This window comes from Paenibacillus wuxiensis, assembly GCF_040195695.1.
GTDB lineage: Bacteria > Bacillota > Bacilli > Paenibacillales > Paenibacillaceae > Paenibacillus_B > Paenibacillus_B suaedae.
In genome coordinates, this window is record NZ_JBEFZI010000013.1 from 1 (window position 1) to 16,997 (window position 16,997).

Genomic DNA, 16,997 nt, shown 5'->3' on the forward strand with positions numbered 1-16,997 from the left:
GTAACCCATAGCTCGACCTTTTTCAAATCTAGAGTCGTCTCACAGGTAGTAAAAACCTACTTATGGGACAGCCCCTTTTTTTGTAAGATGATGCTGCTTGAGAAGAAGGAATGGTGTCTCTTACCTCTTGGTTTCATAGGTCTTTTGAATATGAACTTGAGTATAGCGATATCAAATTTGTAGAGTGCTGCGCTGCGAAAGCGGCTGATTGGACAGTTCAGGCAGAGCCTGAGCGTTTGATAATTGCCTGCATTCCCGAAAAGCAAAATGCGTACAGCCCTGGCATTGAACGTTAACAATACGAGTCAGTGCATAATCTATGGCAATTCCAGTACGTTGGAAGAAATGTTCAGTCCCGATCAACGCTGCCAGACCCGTTTTGTTCATGATCCCTTCAGGTTGGGGAGCAATGCCGGTTATCAGCACGATTCCACCATGCTGGCGGATGCGACTAACGAATGCAGATAGATGCGCAGCGGCTGTTGTATCCATATACGGCACGCGGCCCATTCGCAAGATTAGTACACGAGGAGTTTCCTCGAATTGTGAGGCGAGTGATTGCTCCAGCATATGAGCAGCACCGAAAAACAGCGTTCCTTCGATGCTTACGATACTAATTTGCGGGCATTTTCGTCCATCATTTACGACTCTCGCAGATACTTTGGCTTTGTGATCCTGCGGATCGGGCAGAACTTTATTCACCTTCACTTCTTCACTCATTCGTTTGATGAACAAAATAATGGACACCGCGAGACCTGCTTGAACGGCAACTGTCAGGTTCGTGAACACAGTGAGCAAAAAGGTAATACATAAAATAAGTGAATCTGCCGTTTTGGTACGTGCAATCTTCGCAAATGTTTTACGCTCGCTCATGTTCCAGGCAACCATCATCAATATCGGTGCCATTGCAGCCAGTGGGATTGCCGAAGCATAAGGAGCAAGGAACAGCAGCACGAGCAGTACGACGATGGCATGCACCATCCCGGAAATCGGAGAAGCAGCTCCGCTGCGTATATTGGTAGCCGTACGAGCAATTGCACCGGTTGCAGGAATTCCCCCGAATAATGGTGCGATCATATTCGCAATGCCTTGCCCGATCAGCTCGCGATTGCTGTTGTGTCTTTCACCTGTCATGCTGTCGGCAACAAGCGCGGATAACAGAGATTCCACTCCGCCAAGCAGTGCAATGACGAATGCTGGCTGAAGCAGCAGAATGATACGATCCCAGCTTAGCGCTGGCCAGTGGAAAGCTGGAATGCCGCTAGGTATCGTTCCGAACGTCGTTCCAATCGTAGCAACCTGATCAGGGTACAACCAGGCTGCTGCCAAGCTGGCTAAGAGTAGACCGACTAGAGAAGCCGGAATCTTCGGCATATACTTTGGCACGAGAAGGAGGGCAGCAAGACAAATACAGGATGTTAGAACACTGTAGATGTTGAACGCTGGGATATGAATGATCAGCTCGCGCATATTGGCTATGAAGCTGTCCTGCTTCTCTAAGTGAAGCCCTAAAAAATCGGCAATTTGACCTGTAAAAATAATGACGGCAATCCCTGAGGTAAAACCGATGGTTACAGGCCGCGGGATGAAACGTATCACGGCTCCTAAGCGCAGCAATCCCATCAATACAAGCATAATACCTGCAAGGAAGCCAGCGATTAGCAGGTTCTCAAATCCATATTGCATGACAATGGCGAACAAAATTGGAATAAATGCGCCTGTAGGGCCTCCGATTTGAAACTTGGATCCACCAAGCAACGAAATTAAAAATCCGGCGATAATCGTCGTATATAAGCCATATTCAGGCTTGACGCCGGAGGCTATGGCAAATGCCATGCCTAATGGGATGGCAACCACACCGACAATTAAGCCTGCAATCATATCTTTCTTGAATGATTGGAAGCTGTAGTTGGCATAGCGTCCGCACCACAACGGTTTCATGTATAATACCCACCATTTCTAAATATTTGATTATTTGAATATTTAAAATGATAAAGGTGTTTCGCATCCCTGTCAAAGTGTATAGGAAGGGGTGTGGCATGCTTTTATACAAAAAAGAGAGGAAACAGGAGTCACGGACTCATATTCCTCTCTTTTTTAGGATGATTCTTGGTTTTTCATGTTTTTCAACATGGATATGGAATTGACTAAGTGATTGTTGAATATTTGCTTCGCGACTTCAAGTAAATCCTTGATCATTGGGTCACGCAAGGAATAAATGACAGAGGTTCCATCCTTAACGCCGTATACTACGTTTTTATTGCGCAGAACAGCCAACTGCTGCGAAACAGAAGATCCCTCCGTGCCAAGTATGGCTTGTATCTCGTTAACCGTTTTATCCCCTTCACATAAGATCTCAAGTATCTTAATTCGAAGAGGATGCGCTAAAGCTTTGAAAAACTCCGCCTTAAAATGCTGAATATCCGGATACATGATGGCTTTCTCCCTTATTCACAATAAAAGATTCAAAATAGGTTAGTGTTAGTTTACCACAAAACGAACGTTCACGAAAAAGGGAATGCAAAATCAAGTTCGAATGAAGGTGCATTGGAGACAAAAATATAAGCGAGATTCATACTACCATAAAATACTATAACTTATATTTTCAGATTATATTGACAGTTAGATCAAATCTAAATATGATGTACAGGTGATAATGATTCTCAGTAATAATGAGAAGTGTATTTAGCTTTATGTTGGACACCAGGGGGTAGTAACTTTTGAAAAAGAAATATCAAGCAATACTAGCGATTTTATTCACAGTACTTCTTATTGCGGGATGCGGCTCTCAAGCAAGTGAGGGCGGCCAAGCTGCCGGAAATCAACCAGCCGCTAAGGAAACAGAAGCCGTGCGAGAAATTAAGCATGAGCTTGGTACAACAGAAGTGAAAGGATCGCCCAAGCGGGTCGTTGTGCTCGAATATTCCTTTGTTGATGCACTTGCATCACTTAATTTGAAGCCTGTCGGCATTGCCGATGACGGAAATAAAGATCGAATTTTGAAGAGTCTGGTGGATAAGATTGGAGATTATACGTCAGTTGGGACTCGCAAGCAGCCAAGCCTGGAAGTAATAAGCTCGCTGCAGCCGGATTTGATTATCGCGGATTGGAAACGTCATAAAGCGATTTATGAAGACTTGAAGCAAATTGCTCCTACAATCGTGCTGAAGAGTCTAGAAGCAAGCTATGAAGACAATTTGGCTTCCTTCCAGACGATAGCGGATGCCCTGAACATGAGTGAGGAAGGGAAAAAGCGGTTGGAGCAGCATAAGGATAAAATCAATGCTTTGAAGGCTCAAGTGCCGCCATCAGACGAGAAGCAGACCGTCATGTCGGCTGCTTTGCGCAAAGAAAGCTTCAAGGCGCATACATCTTCCTCCTATGACGGAGCCGTATTAGAAAAAGTCAGCCTGATGAATGCGATACAGGATCCGAAGGAACCCTATGCGGAGCTAACTTTGGAGCAGTTGCTGAATATCAATCCCGATATTTTGTTCCTGATGAAGACAGACGGAGAGCAAACGATCGTGGACGAGTGGTCCGTAAGTCCGTTGTGGCAGGAGCTCAAGGCCGTGAAGAACCAAAAGGTCATTGAAGTGGATCGCAATTTATGGACACGCTGGCGTGGCATCGTTGCCGGGGAATTAATGATGGAAGAAGCAATTTCGAAACTGTACGGCAGCGGGAAAGCGGAGAAATAATTTGTGCGACAGGAAGCGGGCGAGGTAGGCGTTACTTGTTAACGCCTATTTTTTGTCTGCCTAGGAACGAGAAAGAAGGAGGCATTGTAACGCATGACGGGATTACATCGCGGCGGAAGGCGCAAGGCGTTCGGCCTGTCACTGCTGATTGGCTTCGCATTATTATCGGCAGGGGTCATGATTAATGTGTCACTGGGCTCTTCCTCGATTTCATTTCCAACTTTGCTGAAGGCCTTGTTCTTCGCGGACAGAACGAAGGAGATGCTTATCGTGCAGGAGATCCGATTGCCCCGTGCGCTAATCGCGATTCTGATCGGTGCGAGTTTGGCAGTTGCGGGTACGATTATGCAGGCGATGACGCGCAACCCGCTTGCTAATCCACAGGTGTTCGGCGTCAATGCGGGCGCTTCGCTCGTAGTCGTAGCATCAACGGTATTCCTGCCGGAGCTGACGCAGCAGCAGCTTGTTTATTCCGCATTTGCAGGAGCGGCCTTAGGCGGCTTTATCGTGTATTTCATCAGCGCAGGTGGGGATTTGAAGCCGGCTCGGCTCGCCATTGCCGGAATGACCATCCATTTTTTTCTTTCGTCCATAACACAAGGATTGATCTTGTTCCATGAGAACACGACGGACAGCATTCTCTATTGGCTGGTCGGCGCGATAGGTAATCGGAATTGGCACCATGTCGGCGTGCTTCTTCCGTGGGCAAGCATCGGCTTGCTGGGCGCCTTGGCTCTGTCGAAGCCGTTAACGATGCTGAGTATGGGGGATGATGTGGCAAGGGGGCTCGGGGCAAGAATCGAGGTAACACGGTTAGCCGGCGGTCTGCTCGTCATTATTTTGGCGGGAGGCTCGGTGTCCGTTGCTGGCCCGATTGGCTTCGTAGGTCTACTGGTACCGCATATCGTCCGGCTGATGGTCGGTGTTGATCTGCGTTATGTACTGCCTTGCTCCGCCCTGTATGGATCAGTTCTGTTGGTGTATGCGGATATTGTTTCGCGCTATATATCGTATCCGTATGAGGCGCCAATCGGGATTGTTACTGCCATGCTGGGGACACCATTCTTCTTGTACTTGGCATATGCAGGAGGGAAGCACAATGAATAAATCTGCAAATATGGCGCGCCGCCATCGGCTCGTCGTGCTCGCATTAGTTGCGCTGCTTCTCATCGTGGGTCTGATCAGTCTTGGAGTGGGGGCGGTCTATATAACGCCAAACCAAGTGATAGAGACAATGCTGGGGCATAGCAAGGAACATGCGTTCATCCTTGGCAAATACCGTTCGCCCAGAATCGTCTTGTCCGTTCTTGTGGGTGCCGGACTTGCTATATCAGGAGCTGTCTTGCAGGGCGTACTGCGGAATCCGCTGGCCTCTCCGGATGTGATCGGAATTACGAAGGGGGCAGGCCTGGCGGCTTGTGCAACCATTATTTTATTTCCCGGGTCATCGGCAGTCGCACTACCTTTATCCGCGTTTGCAGGAGCGGCTTTGGTAGCCCTGCTTCTATTTGCATTCGTATACAGGCGCGGAGCTCGACCCACGACGCTGGCACTGACGGGCATAGCGCTTGGAGCGATGTGCGATGCAGGTATCCAGTACTTCATGTTCAAATATCCGGTTAGCGTCAATGCAGCACTTATTTGGCTTACCGGAAGCATATGGGGCAGAGGCTGGGACGAGGTGATGGGTGTGCTGCCGTGGATGCTGACACTCATCCCGCTTGCGCTGCTGCTGTCTTCAAGGCTGGATGTACTGAGCCTGGGCGATGATGTAGCGACAGGCCTGGGAGAACGGGTGAAGCGTCTTCGTCTTGCGCTGGTGGCTGTTTCGGTCGCCTTGGCAGGAGCATCGGTGGCGGTTGTCGGCGCGATTGGCTTCGTGGGCTTGATCGCTCCGCATATGGCGCGCCGGCTTGTTGGCGCCAAACATGGCATTCTCTTGCCCGTATCAGGCTTGTTAGGCGCTATTTTGGTGTTGACGGCCGACACGATTGGACGCGCTATCGTTCCGCCAATCGAATTCCCGGCGGGGTTAGTGACTGCCGTAATCGGTGCTCCGTATTTCCTTTACTTATTGCGCAGAGAACGCAAGATTCGTTCCTAGCTCGCGCCCAACTCTCATAGGTGAATGTTGAATCTAATGATATAATAATAAGCATATCGTTCCAGTATAGGATGGTGAGCCTGTGGATTACGCGAGATTAAGTAAAGAGGTTTCTTACGCGCTTCGTCATGCGCCATGGGAGTATGAGTTGGAGATGGATGAAGAGGGCTGGGTGGGGATTGAACAACTTTCCCATGCACTTCATTTCAGCCATCCAGAGCGAAGTTTGCTAGAGACAGACTTTGTAAGAATGATTGAGCTGTCAGACAAGAAAAGGTTCGAGGTGCTGGATGGAAGGATTCGGGCAATGTATGGCCATTCGATACCGCACAAAATAAAGAAAAGCGCAGCTCATCCGCCAGACCTGCTGTATCACGGAACGTCTCGGCGCATCGTAGACCAAATACGCAGAGAAGGACTGCGCCCCATGGCGAGACAGTATGTTCACCTATCTGCGGATCAAGAGACGGCCATGGTTGTAGGAAGACGAAAGGACAATAGCCCTGTAATACTTGTTATTGATGCGGCGAGAGCCGCGCATGAAGGAACTTTATTCTATCACGGCAATCATACGATCTGGTTAGCTGATTTCATTGCACCGCAATATATAAGTGAATAAATGTGGACGACGCAAAGACGGGGAACCTGAAGTGGCTCTCCGTCTTCTTCATTATTGACAGCATTTTTTTGCGAGTCAGGTGGAGTAAGGGGGATTGTCCTCCGAGATTGAAGCTCCTTGCTTGCGCCGCAATAAAAATCCTGTAACGGAAGACAGCAGATACATCGTGCCGCCAACGATATATACGGCCTGTGCTCCCCAAATATCGGAGATTGTTCCGGCGAACAGTACGGAAACTCCGAACAATATGTATGAGATGGTGCTCTGAGCGGCAAATACATGCGGCTGCTCATCAAGTGGGGTGATGTGCTGCACATAGGTACGCTGGGCAATATCTCGCAGCTGATAAAATGGACCCATCAGAACTACGATAGCTAAAGCGACAAATGCTTGCGTATTCCATGCATATCCGTATACGAGTAAGCTAACTCCAAATGATCCGATCAGAATTGTGCCGACTAGATGTTTATGAATGCGTGCAGACAGTTTCAGTGTAAGGAGTCCGCCGAGAATCGTTCCCGCATAATAGGCAGCATTAATATATCCCCACCAGGCTTCATCCTTATGAAGTACCTCTTGCGCAAAGACGAGTGTCACACCGCCAATCCATATTCCGCCTGCAACTCCCTCCAAGATGTCCATCCACGTAATAACGCGCAGCTTCGGATGTGTGAACAGGTACGTCCAGCCGGCCATAATGGAATGAGATTTCTTATCTGCGCCTACACTTGATTCTTGATTGTGCGACAATCGTAAGATACAGAGACAACCAAGAAAGAGAAGGCCTGCAGACAATTGAAGAACAAGGGAATGTCCAAGCTTAGCGACGAGAATTCCCCCCATAGTCCATCCAAGCAGAGACAGCATTTGCATACTGGTCGAAACAAGGCTATTGGCGTGAACTCTCTTATCCTCTTCAACTAGGCGCGGATATAAGGCGTTTGCCGCTGCAGAAGCACAGCCTTCTACGTATCCGATACCAACTATGGCACAGAAAGAATAGGCGAGAAACTGTGTTGTCGATAACATTGATGCAAGTGGCGATATAGAGAAGGCGACAACGGCTGATAATGTGAATTGTAAAAGCAAAAACAATCGCGTAACATGAGCGATACTCATGCGGCGGTACCAGATTGGCAGCATGAAGCTGCTCGCCAGTATCGCCATTGAACGGACAAAGGACACGGCTCCGGCAAAGGCAGCTGAATCCGTCATTTGGTAGACTGCTGCAATCAATGTCATCATGTACAGAGATCCTGCGAGATTAGCGAAGGATCTGCTGGATAGAAGCGAGTAGAACGAACGATTCAATGCGTCTCACATCCTATGCAATTTCATAATTTTAACATTATAGCATGGATGATCTTTCTTTTTAATAACTATTTTAAAAAAATAATAATACTAGACTGGGTGAATTGAAGCTCTCATCATTTGTTTCTCTTAATCCAGTCGTGCTTCGATTTTGGATAAATGCTCGAGCATGCGGTGAGACGCGAGTTTGTCATCCTGCGCGTCAATTGCCTCGTAGATTCGCCGATGCTCTTCCAGAAGCTGAGTGGTGGAGGAACGCTCTCCGAACAACCACATGCGTCTAGTCTCGCCCATATGCTCAGCACATTTCTGATGGAACATTTGCAGCATCGGAATAAGCACTTCATTGTGACTGGCCTCAGCCAGCCGAACATGGAACAGGAAGTCATCATGCTGACTAGCTTCTTCATCCTCCAGATGCTTCTCCATACGATGCAGACACGCAGCCATAGCCTGCAAATCAGCGGATGTACGTCTTTTGGCTGCGAGTCCGGCTGATCCAACCTCTATCATTTTACGAACCTCGATCAGTGACTTCACAGACTCCACATCGGTTAGCCATCCTTGGAGCTGCTCAGATGGTGTTTGCTCATACTTACGTACAAAGGTTCCGCCGCCGTGACGGATATCAAGCCAGCCCATTGCCTTAAGTGCGCTGAGGGCCTCACGTATGGTAGAACGACCTACTGCATATTGTTGAGCGAGTGCTTCGACAGAAGGCAGCTTGTCGCCGGGCATATATATTCCTCCACGCAGCTGCTCTAGTAAATGTTCTTGAATGAGCTCCCAGCCTTTTTTTAATCGAAATTCGGTCATATTGCTGTAAACCTCTCTTTCTGAAATATTAAATCAAAAATAATAAATATTATAAAATTATTTTTCGAAATCGAGTGACATTTGTCTCAATCATACGTTATAATATGCCAAAAGTCATCAGATGACCTGAACAATTCAGCAGATGTGGAGGAGAGTGTTGAATCGTTCACTTCAGATGTTGACTTGGATCCAAGACACCAAGGAGGAGTTCATTCATGATAACGATTGAAGCACGCGAGCGACTGCTCAAGCTGCTTGGGCCAGAGCGGTATCGCGATGATAAGGAGAGCTTGGTCACGCATTCTTATGATGCTACACCGATGATGCAGTCTCTGCCTGATGCTGTTGTATATCCGGAATCGACAGCAGATGTGCAGGAGATCTTGCGCACGGCGAACGAATACCGTATTCCCATTGTTCCTAGGGGCGCTGCAAGCAACCTGTGCGGCGGAACTGTCCCTGTAGCAGGGGGAATCGTCGTAGCCATGACTCGTATGAATAAGCTCATTGAAATGGACACCGAGAACCTTACAGCAACCTTCCAGCCTGGCTTGAACACGAAGACGTTCCATCGGGAAGTGGAGAAGCGTGGACTGTTCTATCCGCCTGACCCTAGTAGCATGTCCATCTCAACCTTGGGCGGCAATATCATGGAAGGGGCCGGCGGCCTGCGCGGTTTGAAATACGGAACGACGAAGGATTATGTGATTGCACTCGAGGCGGTACTGCCGAATGGCGAAGTGATCCGCACGGGAGGCAAGTTGTACAAGGATGTAGCAGGCTACGATTTAACGAAGCTGTTAGTAGGCTCCGAAGGAACGCTTGCGTTGATTACAGAGGCAACGGTTAAGCTGCTGCCCGCACCGGGTATCCGCAAGACAATGCTCGTATCCTATAAAGATATTTATGCTGCTGCCCGCAGCGTGTCACGTATTGTAGGCGCAGGCATCATCCCAGCAACACTTGAATTCATGGATCAGCCGACGATTCGCGTAGTTGAGGAGTATAATCATATCGGGCTTCCAACAGACATGCAGGCAGTTCTGCTTATTGAACAGGACGGTCAAGATGAGAACGTTGTCATGCGCGATATGGAAGCGATTGCGAAGATATGCAGTGAGGAAGGTGCAGATCGCGTTCAGACTGCGAAGGATGAAATTGAGGCTGAACAGCTGATGAAGGCACGCCGCAGCGCATTGTCCACATTGGCGCGTATTCGTCCAACGACAATTTTAGAGGATGCGACCGTACCGCGCTCGAAGATTGCGGAAATGGTACTGGCCATCAATCGTATTGCAGAGCAATATGGGGTAAATATTTGTACGTTCGGGCATGCAGGAGACGGCAATCTTCATCCGACCTGTCCGACAGATGCGCGGAATGAGGATGAGATTCACCGTGTTGAGCAAGCGTTCGCGGACATTTTCGAGGAAGCGATTCGCTTGGGCGGCACGATTACCGGTGAGCACGGAGTGGGAACGGTGAAGGCTCCATATCTTGAATGGAAGGTTGGACCTACAGGCATCGACGTGATGAAAGGCATTAAGCAAGTGTTCGATCCGAATGGAATTATGAATCCAGGCAAGATATTTGCTAAGGCTGCTCGCAAAAGGCTGGTGGTTTCCCGATGAGTCAACAACAACTAGAGAAGACAAACAATCCGCTGCAGAAAGAACTCGTGAAGACGCTCGATTATGAGCAGCTGATGAACTGTATGCGCTGTGGATTTTGTCAGCCGACTTGCCCGACTTATCAAGAGACTGGATTGGAAGCTGCTTCCCCTCGTGGACGAATTGCACTCATGAAGGCAGTAGCAGATGGCATTATGGAACCGGATGAATCTTTCCAGAAACAGATGAACTTGTGCTTGGGCTGTAGGGCCTGCGAGCCTGTATGTCCGTCGGATGTGAAATACGGTCAGCTGCTTGAGCAGACGAAAGAAGCAATGCATGCGCACAATAAGCCGCCGGTTGCGGTTAAGGGATTGAATCGCATCGCGCGCCCTGTATTTATGAAGCACAATCGTCTGTTGCGGATGAGTAAGCTTCTGCAAACGTATCAGCGTTCGGGATTGCAGGGTTTTGCACGGAAGAAGAACTTGCTGCGCTGGCTTCCTCCACAGATGCAAATGATGGAGCGCATCCTGCCTGAAGCGGACAGCCAAGGTGTAGTGAAGCGGGCTGGTGGCCGTCACTTCCTGGCCAAAGGCGAAAAGCTCGGCACAGTAGGGTTATTCCGTGGGTGTATTATGGACGTCTTGTTCACTGAAACGAATGTGAATACAATCCGATTGCTAACCGAATCCGGCTATGATGTCATCATTCCGGAATCCCAAGGCTGCTGTGGAGCTTTGTTCGCTCATGGCGGAAGTGATACGGCTACAGCTAGGGATTTGGCGAAGCAAAATATTGAGGCGTTCCGTGATGCGGGTGTTGATTATATTGCCTCAAATGCAGGCGGATGTGGAGCGTTGCTTGTAGAGTATGATCATTTGCTGAAAGAAGAGTCGGAATGGGTGGAGCCGGCTAAGAAATTCGCAAAGCAAGTGAAGGATATCAGTGATTTGCTTATGCGTTCACAGCGTTGGAGCAATCTTCCGGTAATGCCGCAAGGCAACTGTGGTACTGCTGAATCATCCGAACCATCTGAAACGGTAACCTATCAGGATTCCTGCCATTTGCGGAACGTTATGCGGGCTTCGAGTGGGCCAAGACAGCTTATTCGCCGCATTCCTGGCATCCGATACAAAGAGCTGGAAGGCGCGGATGTATGCTGTGGATCCGCTGGTATTTACAACATTGTACAGCCAGACATGGCTAACTCGATTGTTGATCGGAAGATGGATGCTGTTCGCGAGACACAGGCTTCGATTATCCTGACAAGCAACCCGGGCTGCTTAATGCAAATGAAAGTAGGCGTAGAACGGGATGGCGTAGCCGAGCAAGTGAAGGTCATGCACGTCGTAGACTATTTTGCGGAAAAGATGTTGAAGTAATATTTCAGATTACCTATAATAATCTTGTAATTATATTTTAATAACATACTAACAGACATCCATGTAGTCAATTGGCGGGGACGATTGACTTCATCGTAGGAGGGGTTAAATGTGAACGTCATTCCACTTAATGAAGCATGGGCGGAGCCGATGTGCGAGTTGTGGAACCGTGAACTGGGCGACCTGTTCCCAATGAGACAACAGCTGTTCGTACAAAATAGTTTTCGAGATGTAAACGTTTACTTTCCTGGCTCCTGGATCGCCCAAGATTCAGATGGCAGACTTCTAGGATTTATCATCGCGAAGAAATGGCAGGAAACAGATCGCGAGATGAAGCTAGGAGAAGGAGGAGGCTGGATTCAGGCACTTGTCGTTCGTTCCGAAGCAAGGGGGAAGGGGATAGGTTCTGAATTGCTCGGACGGGCTGAAGAGGCATTGCGTGAAGCTGGCGCGTCTCAAGTATTCATCGGACGTGATCCGTGGCATTATGTTCCAGGTCTCCCGAAAGCGTTGTCAATGCACCGTCAATGGCTCGAGAAGAGAGGATTCAAGCAGCTCTATGAGGTTAGCGACATGCTGTCCTCAGATGAGACCGATCTGATAGTGACTCCAGAATTTGCAGATGGAGCGAACGTGAAGTTGCTCACGCCTGAGGACAAGGAAGAAATGTTGACATTTTTCCGTCGCTGCTTTCCGGGCAGATGGCTGTATGAGGCACAATGCTATTGGGAACGCGGAGGACAGGGAAGAGAATTCATAGGATTGTTCCAAGGCAGTGAAATGATCGGCTTCTGCCGGGTCAATGACGAGCATTCTCCGCTGATTGCGCAGAATACGTATTGGGCGCCATTGTTCGAAGAGCCGCTTGGCGGTATTGGGCCGCTTGGTGTTGATGATCAGTACCGCGGCAAGGGATATGGTCTTGGTCTGGTCAAGGCAGGAATCGCTGAATTGCAGCAGCGCGGCATGCGCCAGCTAGTCATTGACTGGACGGAACTGGTCGACTTCTATGCGAAGCTTGGATTCCATACGTGGAAGAGCTATGACCTTATGAGCAAGGCCTTGTAAATTGTGAGTTCAAAACGACATACCGAACGATAGTGCGGTGAACAATGAAACGCGTGGAAGACGGATTGAAAGATATGGATAAGAATCTTTGATCCTTGAGCCTCCACTAGATCAACTTTGCTCAGAACGAGGTTGAGTAAGTCTTTGGAACAACGATAAGGAACCCCGGCAGAACCATACGCGCTGGGGTTTTTTGTCTATAATGGGATGATAAATGTGACATATTACGTAATCCTTGCGGGCTCTTCTCCCTTTCTCACTCTTTATTTCTAGCCAATTCCAAGCAGGCAGGGCAGCTTCTTCTTCGCGGCTTTTGCAGCTGCACATTATTGACGTATTGTTCATTTATGTGGCGTCCAATCAATATGATGCGGCCGTTCAGTATTTAAATGATACAAGAGAAAGCATTCGATTTATGAAGAGTCAGTGCAAATAAAATAGGTAAACTCGCTTAAGTCCTTCCTTCTCACCGACACTATCTGATGTGCATATAATGTGATCCGCCGTGAAATTTGGGCGTATGCACAGCAGGCAGCTAGGAATGCCACGGGGAGGGATGACTATGAAGTGGAGCCGTAATATATCCAGTGAGGAGTGGGCAAGCGTAATTACCCACGCAGTTGGATTATTGTTCAGTGTGTGGGCATTAGGCGTGCTTATCAGTGCCGCGTGGGAGCGCGGGACGTCGGCGCATATCATCGGGGCTTCAATATATGGGATTACGTTGATTATGATGTTTACAACCTCGACGATTATGCACGGCTTGCCGGAGGGCAGATCAAAGTACAGATTTACAATCCTTGATCATATGGCAATCTACTTATTTATTGCGGGAACGTACACTCCCTTCCTGCTCGTCGTGCTGCATGATGAGTTCAGCCAGCAGCTGTTAGGATTAATATGGGGGACTGCGATTGCAGGAATTATATACAAAGCATTCTATACAGGACGTCATATGTGGTTCTCTACGATTGCCTATGCAATTATGGGGTGGCTGATGATAACGGTATGGGACAGCTTGGTGCAGGCGATCCCTTTTGAAGGTGTTATGCTGCTGGTGATTGGGGGAGTATGCTATACGGCAGGCATCCCATTCTTTGTGTGGCACCGGCTTCCTTATCATCATGCAATTTGGCATCTGTTCGTATTAGCCGGCTCTGTCCTGCACTTTGTATGTATCTACCGCTATGTAATCTAGTTAGAAGGCAGGAAGAAACACTGAGATCTGCGTCTCAAAAAAATAATTCAATCATGTTAAGGTTCAACCCTTGACATGGAGTTGTGATTTAGGTATGATAAGAAACGTCGATGGGCTGTAAAGTGTTTTTCCTTTACGAAAGGAGTGGCCCGTATGAACGAGGAACAGGTACTGGCTAAGACGAACCGAATTAATATGCTGTTCGACTTCTATGAACCACTGCTCACAGAGAAGCAGCAGACGTTCCTGAAATGTTACTTTCAAGATGATTTTTCACTAGGCGAGATTGCAGCCGAATTCGGTATCAGCCGCCAAGCGGTGTATGAACATATTAAGCGGGCGGAGCAGACGCTCGAATCTTATGAGAGCAAGCTCGGCTTGCTGTCGAAGTTCGAACGTCGGACAGAGATCGTAATGGCGCTGCAACGTGCAATGGACGATATGGATAGCATACCCGACCCGCAGCGCGCGGAACTGCAGACGATTGTCCGTGAACTGCAGGCGTTGGATTAAGGGAACGGGGTGAGATAATATGGCATTTGAAGGATTAACGAACCGATTACAGAATGTATTCAGCAAGCTGCGCGGCAAAGGCAAGGTTGGTGAAGATGACGTCAACGAAGCGATGCGCGAGGTACGCCTGGCGCTGCTCGAAGCGGATGTTAACTTCAAGGTCGTTAAGGAATTCATTGGCAAGGTGAAAGAGAAGGCCGTTGGTCAGGAAGTGATGAATAGCTTCACACCGGGCATGGTCATTATCGACATCGTCAATAAGGAATTGACGGAATTGATGGGTGGTACAGCTGCGAAGCTGGCCAAGGCCAACAAGCCGCCAACTGTCATTATGATGGTCGGTCTCCAAGGTGCTGGTAAGACGACTACTTCAGGCAAGCTTGCGAAGATGCTGCAGAAGCAGAATCATAAGCCGCTTCTTGTCGCTGCCGATATTTATCGACCAGCTGCGATTAAGCAGCTTCAAGTAGTAGGCGAGCAGATTAAGGTTCCGGTGTTTGCACTTGGTGACCAAGTGAGTCCGGTAGAAATCGCTCGTCGCGGATTGGAGCATGCGAAGGAGAATAACCTTGATTATGTCATTATCGATACTGCAGGTCGCCTGCATATCGATGAAGCATTGATGGAAGAGCTGAAGCAAGTTCATGCTACAGCGAAGCCAGATGAAGTGCTGCTCGTCGTTGACGCGATGACTGGTCAAGATGCGGTCAACGTTGCAGAGAGCTTCAACCAACAGCTTGAGCTTACTGGTGTTGTGCTGACCAAGCTCGATGGCGATACACGTGGTGGTGCAGCCTTGTCTGTTAAGGCAGTTACGGGTTGCCCAATCAAATTCGCTACACTCGGTGAGAAGATGGACGCGCTTGAACCGTTCCATCCAGAGCGGATGGCATCACGGATTCTCGGCATGGGGGACATGCTCTCCTTGATCGAGAAGGCGCAAATGAACATCGACACAGAGAAAGCCAAGGAAATGGAAATGAAGATGCGCAACGCAGCCTTCACATTCGATGATTTCCTTGAACAGATGCAACAAGTAAAGAAGCTCGGCCCTATCGATCAGATTCTGGATATGATTCCAGGGATGAATAAGGTGAAGCAAAATGCGAACCTGAAGGTGGATGAGCGTCAAATGGGTCGAATCGAAGCGATTGTCCGTTCGATGACGAACGAAGAACGCCAAGATCCAGATCTAATTAATCACAGCCGTCGTAAGCGGATTGCAGCGGGCAGCGGAACTCAGTTGGCTGATGTGAACCGTCTTATCAAGCAATTTGATGAGATGCGCCGGATGATGAAACAGTTCTCCGACATGATGGGACCGAAAGGCCCTAAGATGATGAAGAACTTGAAGAGTAAAGCAGGCAAGGCTGGTAAAGGAATGAGATTTCCTTTCCGTTAATGCATAGACGAGCGCAGCTTTTATACTCGCTCGATTGATTATTCGAATTCCGTTAAGGAGGTGAATTTCGTGGCAGTACGTATCCGTTTGAAACGCATGGGTGCTCATAAAGCACCATTCTATCGTGTAGTTGTATCCGATTCCCGTTCCCCGCGTGACGGTCGTTTTATCGAGGAAATCGGTCATTACAATCCGGTAGCACAACCAGCAGTCGTTAACATCGACGAGGAAAAAGCTTTGAAATGGTTGCAAACTGGTGCTCAAGCATCTGACACGGTTCGCAACTTGCTCAGCCAAGCTGGCGTAATGAAGAAGTTCCATGAACTGAAACACCAGAAATAATCTAACCGTTCGGAGGGTCGCGAATGGAAGAGTTAGTGTCAGTAATTGCACGCGCTTTGGTCGATCATCCGGAGGAGGTCCGTGTGGACGTCGTGGAGAAGGACCATGTCATCGTGTATGAGCTTCACGTTCATCCTGACGATGTCGGAATGGTTATCGGGAAGCAAGGTCGTATCGCTAAGGCGCTTCGCACGGTCGTCACGTCGGCAGCTGTTAAAGTTCCAAAACGAGTTGCCGTGGACATTATTTCATAATTGCACGCAAGAGGGTTAGGATGAAATCCTAGCCCTTTTTCGTATGCATGAGGCTGAATGTGTTACACTAGAAAGAAGATATTCGCAGGTTGGGCCTCCGAATATTTACGATAGATTGAATGAATGGTGATTACCAACGGCAGGAGGATAAGTCATGGCTCAAAGAATGTTTAATGTCGGCAAATTGGTCAATACGCACGGCATTCGGGGTGAAGTGAAAATTATCCCGACAACAGATTTCCCGGAGGAACGCTTCGCTCAAAAGAGCGAGTTAGTTCTGCAGCAACCGAACTCCAATAACAGTGTATCCGTTACCGTTGAGCGGTCGCGTTTACATAAAAATATGTACATCATTAAATTTGTGCAATTCGACAATATCAATGAGGTTGAGAAATATAAAGGTTGGATGCTGAAAGTAAGCGAAGAGCAGCTGGATGAGCTCGATGAAGACGAATATTACTACCATGAGATTATTGGTTGTAAAGTCGTGACAGACGAAGGCGAAGACCTTGGAATCATTGACGAGATACTGTCTCCAGGCGCGAATGATGTCTGGGTTGTGAAGCCTGCGAAAGGAAAATCAATCTTGATTCCGGTCATTGATGAAGTTGTGCTTACGGTTGATGTGCAGGAGAAGGTCGTAACGGTTCATATTATGGAAGGACTTATTTAAT

The 16,997-nt window shown here is 48.3% G+C and carries 17 protein-coding genes; 13 read left to right on the forward strand and 4 right to left on the reverse strand.

Annotated features, from left to right (window positions below; translation table 11 throughout):
• Window positions 1–171: 171 nt before the first annotated feature.
• Together ABN764_RS24965 and ABN764_RS24970 are read right to left on the reverse strand one after the other, a co-directional pair.
• Window positions 172–1,941 (reverse strand): SulP family inorganic anion transporter, encoded by a 1,770-nt coding sequence (locus ABN764_RS24965; protein ID WP_446673436.1) that lies wholly within the window; start codon window positions 1,939–1,941, stop codon window positions 172–174.
• Between the two features lie 156 nt (window positions 1,942–2,097).
• A complete protein-coding gene (locus ABN764_RS24970) occupies window positions 2,098–2,433 on the reverse strand; it encodes an ArsR/SmtB family transcription factor (RefSeq protein WP_021256592.1) in 336 nt (111 codons plus the stop codon).
• A gap of 287 nt (window positions 2,434–2,720) precedes the next feature.
• On the opposite strand from ABN764_RS24970, the gene ABN764_RS24975 reads away from it, so the two are divergent.
• The 4 genes from ABN764_RS24975 (at window position 2,721) to ABN764_RS24990 (ending at window position 6,424) form a co-directional block, all read left to right on the forward strand.
• Window positions 2,721–3,701: an ABC transporter substrate-binding protein gene (locus tag ABN764_RS24975; RefSeq protein WP_446673437.1), complete on the forward strand. Its 981-nt coding sequence runs from the start codon at window positions 2,721–2,723 to the stop codon at window positions 3,699–3,701.
• A gap of 93 nt (window positions 3,702–3,794) precedes the next feature.
• Window positions 3,795–4,808, forward strand: a complete 1,014-nt coding sequence (locus ABN764_RS24980; protein ID WP_446673438.1) for a FecCD family ABC transporter permease — start codon at window positions 3,795–3,797, stop codon at window positions 4,806–4,808.
• On the forward strand, window positions 4,801–5,805 hold the full coding sequence (locus ABN764_RS24985) for a FecCD family ABC transporter permease (RefSeq protein ID WP_021256589.1): 1,005 nt from the start codon (window positions 4,801–4,803) through the stop codon (window positions 5,803–5,805). Before ABN764_RS24980 ends, ABN764_RS24985 begins: the two co-directional genes overlap by 8 nt.
• An 82-nt stretch (window positions 5,806–5,887) precedes the next feature.
• Window positions 5,888–6,424 carry an RNA 2'-phosphotransferase gene (locus ABN764_RS24990; RefSeq protein ID WP_268624451.1) on the forward strand — a complete coding sequence of 179 codons (537 nt, stop codon included), beginning with the start codon at window positions 5,888–5,890 and terminating at the stop codon, window positions 6,422–6,424.
• Window positions 6,425–6,499: 75 nt separating this feature from the next.
• On the opposite strand, the gene ABN764_RS24995 is transcribed toward ABN764_RS24990, so the two are convergent.
• Complete coding sequence (locus ABN764_RS24995; protein WP_326848314.1) at window positions 6,500–7,735, reverse strand: MFS transporter; 1,236 nt, start codon at window positions 7,733–7,735, stop codon at window positions 6,500–6,502.
• A 129-nt stretch (window positions 7,736–7,864) separates the two neighbouring features.
• Entirely contained in the window at window positions 7,865–8,551 is a 687-nt protein-coding gene (locus ABN764_RS25000; protein WP_446673439.1) for a FadR/GntR family transcriptional regulator, read from the reverse strand.
• Between the two features lie 215 nt (window positions 8,552–8,766).
• On the opposite strand from ABN764_RS25000, the gene ABN764_RS25005 reads away from it, so the two are divergent.
• The 9 genes from ABN764_RS25005 to rimM all read left to right on the forward strand — a co-directional run bounded on the left by ABN764_RS25005 (window position 8,767) and on the right by rimM (window position 16,996).
• Window positions 8,767–10,182, forward strand: a complete 1,416-nt coding sequence (locus ABN764_RS25005; protein ID WP_446673440.1) for an FAD-binding oxidoreductase — start codon at window positions 8,767–8,769, stop codon at window positions 10,180–10,182.
• Window positions 10,179–11,546, forward strand: a complete 1,368-nt coding sequence (locus ABN764_RS25010) for a (Fe-S)-binding protein (protein ID WP_021256584.1) — start codon at window positions 10,179–10,181, stop codon at window positions 11,544–11,546. Before ABN764_RS25005 ends, ABN764_RS25010 begins: the two co-directional genes overlap by 4 nt.
• Before the next feature lie 111 nt (window positions 11,547–11,657).
• Window positions 11,658–12,614 carry a GNAT family N-acetyltransferase gene (locus tag ABN764_RS25015; RefSeq protein WP_446673441.1) on the forward strand — a complete coding sequence of 319 codons (957 nt, stop codon included), beginning with the start codon at window positions 11,658–11,660 and terminating at the stop codon, window positions 12,612–12,614.
• 562 nt (window positions 12,615–13,176) lie between these two features.
• The gene (gene trhA / locus ABN764_RS25020; protein WP_072728785.1) at window positions 13,177–13,812 is read left to right on the forward strand and encodes a PAQR family membrane homeostasis protein TrhA; all 636 of its coding nucleotides are present in this window, start codon (window positions 13,177–13,179) and stop codon (window positions 13,810–13,812) included.
• Window positions 13,813–13,965: 153 nt separating this feature from the next.
• Window positions 13,966–14,325, forward strand: a complete 360-nt coding sequence (locus ABN764_RS25025) for a putative DNA-binding protein (protein WP_021256580.1) — start codon at window positions 13,966–13,968, stop codon at window positions 14,323–14,325.
• 19 nt (window positions 14,326–14,344) lie between these two features.
• Window positions 14,345–15,727: a signal recognition particle protein gene (gene ffh, locus ABN764_RS25030; RefSeq protein ID WP_021256579.1), complete on the forward strand. Its 1,383-nt coding sequence runs from the start codon at window positions 14,345–14,347 to the stop codon at window positions 15,725–15,727.
• A 69-nt stretch (window positions 15,728–15,796) separates the two neighbouring features.
• The gene (rpsP, locus tag ABN764_RS25035; protein WP_021256578.1) at window positions 15,797–16,069 is read left to right on the forward strand and encodes a 30S ribosomal protein S16; all 273 of its coding nucleotides are present in this window, start codon (window positions 15,797–15,799) and stop codon (window positions 16,067–16,069) included.
• A 23-nt stretch (window positions 16,070–16,092) separates the two neighbouring features.
• Complete coding sequence (locus ABN764_RS25040; protein ID WP_005551913.1) at window positions 16,093–16,323, forward strand: KH domain-containing protein; 231 nt, start codon at window positions 16,093–16,095, stop codon at window positions 16,321–16,323.
• A gap of 154 nt (window positions 16,324–16,477) precedes the next feature.
• Complete coding sequence (gene rimM / locus ABN764_RS25045) at window positions 16,478–16,996, forward strand: ribosome maturation factor RimM (protein ID WP_065290326.1); 519 nt, start codon at window positions 16,478–16,480, stop codon at window positions 16,994–16,996.
• The last annotated feature ends 1 nt before the right edge of the window (window position 16,997 follow it).